We start from the raw sequence: 10,247 nt of genomic DNA, 5'->3' as shown, positions 1-10,247 counted from the left end.
AGGTGTTCCCCTGGGGAACAGTCCCGCTGCCCATCACCGAGCAGCGGAGGACACCGAAATGCCGTGGGATTCAGTGCCGTGGTTCACCGAAGGAGAAGCGGAGCACTCCAGCGAAGTTGCCCGCCTCCTCGCCTACGCCGCCTTCGCAGGAGCCGAGGGCATCATCGGGAACTCCGATCTCCAGGTGAAGTCCCTGGCCACTCCGGGCGCAGCCGTACAGGTCATGACCGGAGCGTGCGCCGTTCTCAACCGAGCTGCCGGCGCGAAGTATCAGGCATACGCGGCCCGGCTCCCGACGGCGGACCAGGTGAACGTGGCGGCCACCGGCGCAGCGGCCAGATCCGACCTGATCGTGGCGCGCATCGAGAATCCATACAGCTACGGCGAGACGTGGCCCCAGCCCTCCGACCCGGCGAACGGCCCGTACGTCTTCACGCGGGTCATCTCGAACGTCCCGAAGACAACGACCCGGGTCAAGCAGGTCCGGCCAAACGACAGCGCGATCACCCTCGCCCGCATCGACATCCCTGCCAACACGAGCACCATCACGCAGGCGATGATCAAGGACATGCGGGAGATGGCGAACCCGCGCCGACGCCGCGTCGTGCGGGCGCTCCGCGGAACGTGGGACACCCCGGACGAAGTCGGCAACGTGAAGTACCCATCGTGGGAGGAGTTCCCCAACGGGGCCCGCTGGGACATCGAGATCCCCGAGTGGGCGACGTCCGCGACCCTCATGGGGACGTGGGCCCAGCTTGACCAGCGCAACCAGAAGGACTCCTACGGCCGACTCACCGTGCAGCTCGGTTCGCTCAAGACATCCGAAGTCCGCTTCCACTGCGACTACACCGGCAACACCCAACGGCACACCTTCGTCGGCGGCGGCACCCTATCGATCCCTTCGGCCATGCGCGGCACGGTCGTGGATACCCTCCTGGTCGGCGCTGGGGAGAGCGGCTACACCGGCGTCCTGGAGGCCGACGGCGGATCCGCGGTCTTCCTCGACATCGAGTTCGTGGAGGACCCGGCAGAGGATGCAATCTGATGCCCGAGGGCTGGCGGTTCATCGCCCAACGCGCGCTCGACGAGACGATCCTCGACTGGGACGTGCCCTTCGCGCTGTCATCCAACCCAAAGCGCGACCTCTCCGGCCCCGGGTCGATGAGCGGCACCATCGAGCCCGAGTACGCCCGCATGATCGGCTCGGACGGTGCCCCGCTCCTCCAGGAATGGGGCACCAAGCTGTACGCCGAAGTCGACGGCCACATTCGCTGGGGCGGCATCGTCACCAAGACGAACTACGACGCGGCGAAGTACACCATCGCGTGCGAGGGCTTCTCCTGCTACCCGCAGGGCATCCCGTATGAGAGCTACCTGATCTCGGGGAAGCTGATCACGCCAAAGGACCCGTACGCCGGCAAGGACAAGAATCACGACGGATGGGTGGACGGCAAGAAGGGCAAGCAGAAGGTCCCCAAGCCGCCGAAACCCTACGGCGGGCCCAGGGTCGACGTGTACGACGCCTTCCGCAACGTGTGGAACCACGTCCAGTCGCGTCCTCTCGGCAACATCGGCCTCAAGATCGACAGTCACGACCTGGGCGAAAAACTGGGCGCCGCGGACGGCACTGACCCGTGGGAACTGGCCTGGTGGAACAACCCGGACTGCGGACAGACACTCGACTCCCTCACCCGCGATCAGCCCTTCGACTGGATCGAGACACACGCCTGGGTGGACAGCACCAGCAACCAGATCGAGCACCGCATCCGGCTCGGCAAGCCCCGGCTCGGCCGGAAGCGGTCGGACTTGAGGTTCGCCGACGGCGAGAACGTCACCGCCATCGCCAAGCCGGAGGGCCTGGGCGACGAGTACGCCAACGAAGTCATCGTCCTCGGCAAAGGCGAAGGGCAGAAGATGAAGCGAGCGCAGGTCACCGACCTCGACCGCCGGCGGGGTCGACTACGCCGCGTCGCCACCGTCGTGGACAAGACTCTTTCCTCCGCTTCGGCGCTGCGTACGAGGGGACACCGAGAGCTGGCGGGCCGTAGCCAGGCGTTGCAGATCCCCGCGGTGCAGATCCGCAATCACCCCAACGCCCGCTTCGGGAGCTGGTCCCTGGGCGACGACATCCTCGTCCAGGTCCACGTGCCGTGGGTCGGAGACGTCGCGATCTGGCACCGCATCATCAGCGACGAGCTGAGCCCAGACGACTTCTGCACCCTCACCCTGAAGCGCTCGGACCAGTTCGTCTACTGAGCCAGCCGCTGCTGTTCCCCTGGGGAACAGCAGCCCGAGACGCAAGCCGATCACGGACCCCAGCATCCGCGGCCATGGCGAACTACCTGGACAACCAGTCGGATGCGCAGCGCTTCGCGCAAATGCTGGCCGACTACGACCGTCGGCTCCAGGCCCTCGAACGCTCCACGCAGGCCGGCTTCACATCGATCGAGGGCGGCGGCTCTCTCGACATCTACGACGACGAAGGCACCCTCAAGGGCAGTGTCGGCGTCCAGCCCGACGGCGGCGTCGCCCTGGTCCCCGTCAACACAGCCCCGCCGCCCACTCCCACGCCTCCCGCCCTCGAAGCGGTCCTCGCCGGGCTCCTCGTGAGCTGGGATGGCGAATGGGACGACGCATACGAGTCACCGTCCGACTTCTCGCTCGTCCAAGTCCACGTCGGCACGGCCGCCGACTTCACACCGGACGTAAGCACACAGGTCGCCACGATCACCGCTCCGCTCGGCGGCACCGTGACCATCGCGATCGAGGGCTACGACGCCGTATGGGTCTGTCTCGTCGCCGCGAACACCGCGGCGCTCACCGGCCTCGCCTCCACCGTCGTGGAAGGCACCCCACGCCAGGCCGTGCCGAAGGACCTGATCGACGGGATCATCACCGAGACGAAGCTCGCTGAACAGGCCGTCTCGGCGGCCAAGGTGAAGCTCGGCGCCATAGGCGCCGACCAGCTTGCACTCGGCGCTGGCAACCTCGCTCCTGACCCCAGCTTCGAGGGGCCGCAGACCACGCAGCTCATCGTCGACCACCCGGAGTGGACTCTCGCCACACCCGGCAACAACAGCCCGACCGCCCTGTCCGTCGACAGCACGAACGCCGTCAAGGAGTGGCGCAGCCTCCAACTCGCCTACCTGCGAGTGCTACCTGACGAGCGGCACTTCCTTGCCTTCGACTCCAAGGCGTCTGCCGACTTTGACGGCTCGGCCGCGAAGCTGTTCCTTCGGTACGACGACGCCGACGGCAGGGTCCTCGGGTACGGCGTCGCCACCGCGCCTCTGGTGCTCGGCGGCCCCTGGGCGCGTGCCCAGGCTCAGGTACAGGCCCCGGCTGGGACGGTGGGCGCCTCCCTGCGCGTCGAGGCGTCGGAAGCCTCAGTCGGGCGAGTGTGGTTCGACAACGTCGAGGCCCGCACGGTCGTCGCGGCCGGCATGGTCGTCGCCGGGTCGATCAGCGCCATGGAACTTGCCGTGAACTCGGTGACGGCCGAGAAGATCGTCGCGCTCGGCATCACTGCGGAGAAGATCGCGGCCTTGGCGATCACGGCGGACAAGCTGGCCGCGTTGTCCGTAACTGCCGACAAGCTGGCCGCGAACGCGGTGACCGCCACCAAGATCCTCGCCGGCAGCATCGATGCCACCCACATCAAGGCTGGGTCGCTCACTGCCGACCGGCTGTCCATCGGCACCGACGGCAACATCATCGCCGACCCCAGCTTCGAGGGTGCTGTCTCCGACCAGAGGGTGGCTGGGAGCCCGTACTGGTCCATCGTCACGCCGGGCAACGGAACTGCACGGGCCCTCCAGGTCTCGGCCGTAAACGCCACCGCGGTCACCCGGTTCATGACTCTCGCGACCCTTCCCGCCGTGCCCGGACAGAAGCTGTGGCTCGCCATGGACTACCGGGCCTCGGCCGACTGGAACGGCATCCGGATCAGCCTGTACGGCCAGTGGCTGGACGCATTGGGCAACGTTCTCGGGTACAGCACCATCACCACCGGGGACGGTGTCGCAGTCAAGGGCGCGTGGACGCGCATCACCGGCCTGCCCACGGATGCGGCACCAACGGGCACCACGCAGCTCCGCCTCGCCTGCTCGACGGTAGACGGCACCGCGGGCACCGTGCAGTACGACAACCTTGCCTGCCGGGTCGTCATGGCGTCCGGCGCCGCTGGGGCCCGCGCGGAAATCAGCCCGCAGGGCCTGCAACTCTTCGATGACGCCGGCGAAGAGGCCGTGGCGCTGATGACCGGCCGACCGAACTACCTGACGCTCAGCACCGACGGTCTGCCGGTGGCCACCATCGACCAGGACGGCGGTGCCGGCTTCCAACGCCTGACTGTCGCCGAAGGCTTCGCTGTCGGCGGCGCCGACTGGACGACGTACCTCGACCAACTGCCGCGCGGCATCCTCGCCATCGACTACCAAGCCAGCACGGTCACGGCCTCAGGCAGCGAGCTGGGATTCGTGGAGCTGAGCGTCGACATCGACCCAACGCGCATGTACCGGATCGTGTTCGAGGTCCGAGCCAACCCGTCGGCCGCGGGCGGCGAACTCCAGCTACGACTGCGCAACGGCGGGAGTGGCGCGCCCACCATCACCAGCCCACAACTGCACATCGCCATCTGGCCCATGGCCGTGGGCAACTCGTTCACGACCCGACTGGAACACATCGTCCCCGGAAGCGACCTGGGCGCGGGTACGAAGCGAATGCTCATCACCTTCGTGAACGCTTTCGGACCGAGCGGCCAGACCATCGCTCTCTACGGAGCCTCCACGTCGCTCGGCAAGTTCTACGTCGAGGACATCGGACCGCACATCCCGGAGACCGGCGGATACAACACTGGCGGCGGCTCCACCACCCCGCCGGTGCAGAAGTACACCAAGACGTACTCGGCGACCTGGAGCGGGTCGTACGCCAACCGCGGCGCCTACAACAGCTACTGGGGCAACTCCTGCTACCAGGGCTACTACAGCTCCACGAACGGCGTCCAAGCCTCCCTGATCGGCTTCCCGTCCGCACTCGGCACAGACCTGGTCGGCGCCACGATCATCAAAGCCGAGATCTATCTGTACTTCGACCATTGGTACTCGAACAGCGGCGGCAAAGCGGTCATCAAGGCCCACAAGCACACGTCACGGCCTTCCGCCTTCTCCTCCGATTCGGAGTCCAAGACCATCTCCTGGGCCCGCAACGAAGGCAAATGGGTCGACATCACGACGGTGTTCGACTCCACGTCGTGGCGCGGCATCGCCCTCGATCCCAACAGCACGTCCTCGACGTACTACGGCCGCGCCCGCGGCTACGGCCAGACCAACCCTCCCAAGCTCCGAGTGACCTACACCAAGTAGAAAGGCGCTCTGCCATGCCCACACTCCCGCTCTCCCTCACCGCCATGTGCGCGCTGGCCTGCGAGGCATCTTTACTGCCACGCATCCGCATGGGCATCGCCGTGGTGGCCAGAGAGGTACTGATGGAGAGCCCGGACACCCCGGGCTACCCACTGCGGATAAGCCTCGCCCGTACTGCGCTCAGCCCCAGCGAGGCGATGGCTGCCTCCATGACACCGGGCCTGGTCGTGTCCCCGAGTCTCCTCATCGCCGCGGCTGCCGCAGGGGCACCCGACCCGGCGCTCATGGCGGCGGCCGTCACAGATGACCTGATCCTCGACGCGATCCGAAAGGGGTGGAACGCCGCGGCCGGCGTCGTCTCCTCGTCGCCCTTGCCCGTGGCCCCCTGACGCCCGGTACCCGAGGACGTAAGCGAATCCAGTAGTGCAACGTGCGGGCTGCGGGGAGCCGCGGGCTATACGGCCCCGGCTCCCGCGCACCCAATCCATTCACCACGAGGAGGCGCCATGGACTGGCTGAACTCCGCGGCGCCCGTCTTCGCTCCCGCCTTCGGTGCCCTCGGCGTCATTACTGGCGCCTTCTTCAGCTACCGGCAGGTCAAGCGCAGAGGCGAGACCGACGAACGCGTGGAGACCGTGAAGGCCAAGCTGACCGCCGAGGCCACCGAGGGCCAGACGTACGTCGAGGCGATGAAGACCGTGACCGCGGGCTTCTCCTCGCTGCTCGACCAGCAGCGCGGCATGCTCGATCAACAGTCGGTGCTCCTCGACCAGGAACGCACCATGCACGCGCAGACCGTCGACCGGGTCACCATGCTGGAGGCCGGGCACCTGGAGCTGACGCGCGAGGTCCGCGAGCTCCAGGAGGAGCAGCGCAAGGACCGCCGCTGGAAGGCTGCGGCTCTGGAGTACATCCGCGATCTGCGCGGCCTGGTCGCCCGGTCCCTGGCCCGGCCCGCCCCTGAGCCGCCGGAGGAGATCGCCGCGGACCTCGACGACGGCGGCCGGTGAACGTGGCCGCGACGTAAGGCCCGGCCCGGGTGCAGGGTCCCGTCGTCCCTCCCACCGACAGACGGGAACTCACCATGTCGTCCACACTCGACTCGATCGCCACGGGCTCCGCCGTCGGCGCCCTACTGCCGCTCCTCACCGCCGTAGTCCAGCAGCCGCGATGGTCTGCCCCCATGAAGAAGGTCGTCGCCGTGGCCTCCGCGCTGATCGCCGGCGTCGTCACCGTCGTCTCGGTCGGCGGCCTGGAGCAGTTCCAGCACGGCGTGCCGACCCTCGCCACGTTCGTCGGTCTCCTGGCCGCATCCCAGAGCGCCTACGACCTGATCTGGAAGCCGACCCGCGTCGCTCCGGCCATCGAGTCCGCCACTAGCCGGAAATCGCCTACAGCGGCCGGATAACGCCGCAGCGTGCGGCTCTGCGGGGGCTGCACGGGTATCATCCGCATCGAGGTGGCCGTCGTGCCGCCGATCTCACCGCCGAAGGAAGCATCCACGCGGTTCCTGGTCCATCTTCTGGTGACCCGGAGCGTAGCCGCGAGGAAGAGCGCCAAGATGGCCGGGTACTGGCTGCTACCCGGGACGATCCGGCCCGCGGGGGGATCGGTCGCACGGCGGCCACCTCGCCCTGCACCCCATGTCGGCACCGGCCGGCCACGAGCAACTTCAGGAGGGCCAGCCGGTATGGCGGCAACGCAGCAGAGCGGCCAGGCCAAGCCCGAGCGAGATCAGTGGACGGAGCCGGACCCGGCCAAGGTGCGCGAGCAGATCGACGCCTACCGCGCGCTGACCAACCGGCAGTTCGGCCAGGCGCTCGCCGCCTTCATCTACGACCAGGTGCACGGGGACGTGGACCAGGTTGCCGCGTATGCCATCCGCTCCCCGGAGCTTGCCCGCAAGGCTCGGCGGCTGATCCCCGACCTGGTGAAGGCCCCGGAGAAGTTCGTTCCGGCGCCGGAGGGCGAGAGCAACAACGCTCGCCGGGCGCGCCTCGACGCGTTCCGTGCTCGGGCGGACCACGAGAGCCAGCTCCTGCACAACGTCGCCGCGGCCCTGATCGCGCGCCGCGGCCACCTCCCCCCGGAGTCGAACCCGCGGGCCCGTGCTCGTCGGCGCCTCGCCGACGAGTACCCCGAGCGCTTCTTGGAGTTGGTGCGCGAGGAGCAGCAGGCCGACCAGGACCGCGCCGCCGCAGCGGCGGCCGAGCGGAAGAGGCAGCGCGAGGAGAGCGCCGGCGCGTAGCGCGGCTCGATCGCAGCGGAGGGCGTACCCCAGTGGGTACGCCCTCTCTCGTTTTCGCCCGTACCCCCGTACCCCCGCCGCTGGGGTACGGGGGTACGCCGTGACGGCCGGGCGGGGTACGGGGCTCGGCCGCGCGTGGGGTACGGGGTGCGGGGGTACGGGGTGCGGGGGTACGGCCTAGCGGATGGGATCGGGTACGGGTACGGGGAGCAGCACGGGTACGGGTTCGGGTACGCGCAGGCCGCCTCCTGGGTACGGCCGCATACGTGCAGGTCAGAGGTACGTACCCGCCCGCCGGGCTCTCGGCCGCGGTGCCGTGGTCCGCGTCGTGCCGACGGCCGGCTGAGGTGTTCCCCTGGGGAACACCTCGGAGCCGTACCCTCGCCCGCGGCCTGCGTGTGCGCGCACCCGGGGCCGTACCCCGTACCCCGTACCCCGTACCCCGTACCCCGTACCCCGTACCTTCGGGCGGCGTACCCGGGCAGGTCGGCCGTACCCCGCACCCCGTACCTTGCCGCCGCCGTACCCCGTACCCCGTACCTTCGGTGGGCCGTACCCTTCTGCGGCTGGTGGGTACGCGGACCCGAACGGACCGGCAGCCCCGGGCGCGCACCCGAGCTGGATGGTCTTTGTGGGCCTCATGGCGTGACGTGACGTGACGTGAAGCCGCGCCCGTGCCGGGCCGCGGAGATCCCGTTCGCCCCCTCCAGCACCCGGCACGCCACGTCACCCGTCATCGCGGCTGGAGAACCTTCTTGATGAACTCCTTGATGCCCCGCGCAGGCACCCGCTCGCCGAACTTCGCGTACTCGTCCGCCGCCACTGTCATCCCCTGACTCCGCAGCGCTTCCAGCACCTGGGGGCGGTGCGTCCGGACATGGTCGAGGAGCCGCGAGCCTCCGCGGATCTGCTCAATGCTCGTCGCGTTCTCGGGCAGCAGCTCGTCAAGGAAATCCATGCTGTTCACACCGAGCATCTGCGCCTGGAACTCCGCCTCCGCGAGCGAGTTGGCGAAAGCCCGCTCCTCAGCCGTCATCTGCGCGCGAGGGCGCTGGGGAGTCGCCGGGGCGGGTCCGGGCGGCGGGGGCGGCTCGGCGGGCGGGGCGGCAGGGGCGGACGGATGCTCGGGGGCCGCCGACTTGAGCCGGTCGTCGATGGCGAGGAGCGCCAGCTTGATCGCCGAGTTCGCTTCCATCGTGCCCCACTCGGTCTTCACGACGGTCTGCCGCAGCGGGCCCGGACCGCACTGCTCCTGAAGCCCAGTGAGTAGCGCGCGGCCCTTCTCCGGTTCGCGTAGGGCGTCGATGAGGTACTTCTCGATCTCCTTCGGGTTGAGCTGCTGTGGCTGCTCCGGTGGCGTCGGCTGCTGAGGCTGGCGCGAGGCCTGCGGCTTCGTCGGACGGGAAGAGCCGGCCGGGGCGGGCTGGGGAAGGTGGGTGAGCGCCGTGTCGATGGCCGAGTTGGCGTCCGTGTGCCCCCAAGGAGTGTTCACCCTGACCTCGGCCAGCACGCTCGCCCCGTAGTGGGACCGCACCTTGACCAGCTCCGTGCGCCGGTCACCGTCGGACTCAAAGGCGGTCCGGATGGCAGTGGAGACCTCTTCGGCGTCGGGCAGTTGTCCCTGTGCCGCCTGCCGGCGAGCGTCGCGCGAGCGGGATGTCCGTACGGCGAGCCGCTCTACCTCGGCGGCGTGCTCCTCGATGTAGGCCTCGGGCCGCGGGGCCACGTAGGTGCGCTGAGCGGTGGGCAGCTCGTGCAGGCCGAGATCTCGCATCAGCTTGTCGAGGGAGAACCCTGGGTACGGGACGGTCGCGTCCGGGTCGATGTTGAGGCGCAGGCTGCGCATCCCGGTCAGGAACGCCCGCCGGTACCCGCGGAGCTGGACCGTGCCCGTGACCTCGAAGGGAAGCTTCCGCTCTGCCTGGATCTTCCACGTGCGGTCTTTGGTCGGCTGCCCGGCTGCGTCGAACAGGGTGACCTCATCCATGCGCGCGCAGATGATGACCGGTCCGTCGTGATGGCGCAGAGCGTCGATCACCATGCCCCATCGCCGCTTGGCCACGTTCCACTGGTCGCTGGTGATGGTGTAGTCACTCGGCTCAGGAGCGGGCAGCTTCTGCCGCGCAGCCCGAAGGGCGGCGCGCTGGCGGGCGATCACGGCCTGTTCGTCACCGACGAGATCCCACAGGATGCTCGCCGAGTCCAGGACGATCGCGTTCGGCTTGCCGTCCTCGCCGCGGGGCTGCCAGGCGGCCCAACGGATGGCGTCAAGGAGGTCCAGGAAGCCGCCATCGTGCGGAACCAGCTCGTAGCGGGCGCCCGGGACAGACCCGTAGTGGTGGCCCTCGCCCTCGCCGATCTCGACCCAGAAGGTCCGGCCGATCAGGTCGCTTCCGGAGAACTTGGCGGCCTCGTAGGACTTGCCGGACTTCTCCGTCCCCGCGAGGAGGAGCATGGGCCATGACGGGTGCCCGTTGGGTGTGATGGTCGTTCTCTGGCGCTCGGGGGCGACGCGTCCGGCCACGGTGATGCCTTCCTGGTTGGTTCGGAGCGTTCACGCCCCGGCTCGCTCGTGCCGGGGCATGGTGCGCCTTCAGGAGGCCTTACATCCCCCTTTGGCGTGGTTTACAGTTTAC

At 68.8% G+C, this 10,247-nt stretch carries 8 protein-coding genes; 7 read left to right on the top strand and 1 reads right to left on the bottom strand.

Annotation, left to right across the window (positions count from 1 at the left end; genetic code table 11):
• Positions 1-58 precede the first annotated feature (58 nt).
• The 7 genes from ACQP17_RS34865 (at position 59) to ACQP17_RS34835 (ending at position 7,611) form a co-directional block, all read left to right on the top strand.
• Positions 59-1,045, top strand: a complete 987-nt coding sequence (locus tag ACQP17_RS34865; protein ID WP_433860139.1) for a hypothetical protein — start codon at positions 59-61, stop codon at positions 1,043-1,045.
• On the top strand, positions 1,045-2,256 hold the full coding sequence (locus tag ACQP17_RS34860) for a hypothetical protein (protein WP_433860138.1): 1,212 nt from the start codon (positions 1,045-1,047) through the stop codon (positions 2,254-2,256). The genes ACQP17_RS34865 and ACQP17_RS34860 overlap by 1 nt, the downstream gene beginning before the upstream one ends.
• Positions 2,257-2,330: 74 nt before the next feature.
• Positions 2,331-5,363 (top strand): hypothetical protein, encoded by a 3,033-nt coding sequence (locus ACQP17_RS34855; protein WP_433860137.1) that lies wholly within the window; start codon positions 2,331-2,333, stop codon positions 5,361-5,363.
• An 89-nt stretch (positions 5,364-5,452) separates the two neighbouring features.
• Entirely contained in the window at positions 5,453-5,752 is a 300-nt protein-coding gene (locus ACQP17_RS34850; protein ID WP_433860136.1) for a hypothetical protein, read from the top strand.
• A gap of 117 nt (positions 5,753-5,869) precedes the next feature.
• Positions 5,870-6,373, top strand: coding sequence for a hypothetical protein (locus tag ACQP17_RS34845; protein ID WP_433860135.1), 504 nt, complete (start codon positions 5,870-5,872; stop codon positions 6,371-6,373).
• Positions 6,374-6,447: 74 nt separating this feature from the next.
• Positions 6,448-6,771, top strand: a complete 324-nt coding sequence (locus tag ACQP17_RS34840; RefSeq protein ID WP_433860134.1) for a hypothetical protein — start codon at positions 6,448-6,450, stop codon at positions 6,769-6,771.
• Positions 6,772-7,053: 282 nt separating this feature from the next.
• Positions 7,054-7,611, top strand: coding sequence for a hypothetical protein (locus ACQP17_RS34835; RefSeq protein ID WP_400072145.1), 558 nt, complete (start codon positions 7,054-7,056; stop codon positions 7,609-7,611).
• A gap of 733 nt (positions 7,612-8,344) precedes the next feature.
• On the opposite strand, the gene ACQP17_RS34830 is transcribed toward ACQP17_RS34835, so the two are convergent.
• Positions 8,345-10,135 carry a hypothetical protein gene (locus tag ACQP17_RS34830; RefSeq protein WP_433860133.1) on the bottom strand — a complete coding sequence of 597 codons (1,791 nt, stop codon included), beginning with the start codon at positions 10,133-10,135 and terminating at the stop codon, positions 8,345-8,347.
• Between the last annotated feature and the right edge of the window lie 112 nt (positions 10,136-10,247).

It is taken from the genome of Streptomyces kronopolitis (genome assembly GCF_050953795.1).
GTDB classification, from domain to species: domain Bacteria; phylum Actinomycetota; class Actinomycetes; order Streptomycetales; family Streptomycetaceae; genus Streptomyces; species Streptomyces kronopolitis_A.
Note: the sequence above shows the minus strand (reverse complement) of the source record. Positions and strands in the feature narration are given on the sequence as shown.

Coding starts and splice junctions, on each gene's coding strand:
- ACQP17_RS34845 (WP_433860135.1), top strand. CDS start 5,870: ATGGACTGGCTGAACTCCGCGGCGCCCGTCTTCGCTCCCGCCTTCGGT.
- ACQP17_RS34865 (WP_433860139.1), top strand. CDS start 59: ATGCCGTGGGATTCAGTGCCGTGGTTCACCGAAGGAGAAGCGGAGCAC.
- ACQP17_RS34860 (WP_433860138.1), top strand. CDS start 1,045: ATGCCCGAGGGCTGGCGGTTCATCGCCCAACGCGCGCTCGACGAGACG.
- ACQP17_RS34855 (WP_433860137.1), top strand. CDS start 2,331: ATGGCGAACTACCTGGACAACCAGTCGGATGCGCAGCGCTTCGCGCAA.
- ACQP17_RS34835 (WP_400072145.1), top strand. CDS start 7,054: ATGGCGGCAACGCAGCAGAGCGGCCAGGCCAAGCCCGAGCGAGATCAG.
- ACQP17_RS34850 (WP_433860136.1), top strand. CDS start 5,453: ATGGGCATCGCCGTGGTGGCCAGAGAGGTACTGATGGAGAGCCCGGAC.
- ACQP17_RS34840 (WP_433860134.1), top strand. CDS start 6,448: ATGTCGTCCACACTCGACTCGATCGCCACGGGCTCCGCCGTCGGCGCC.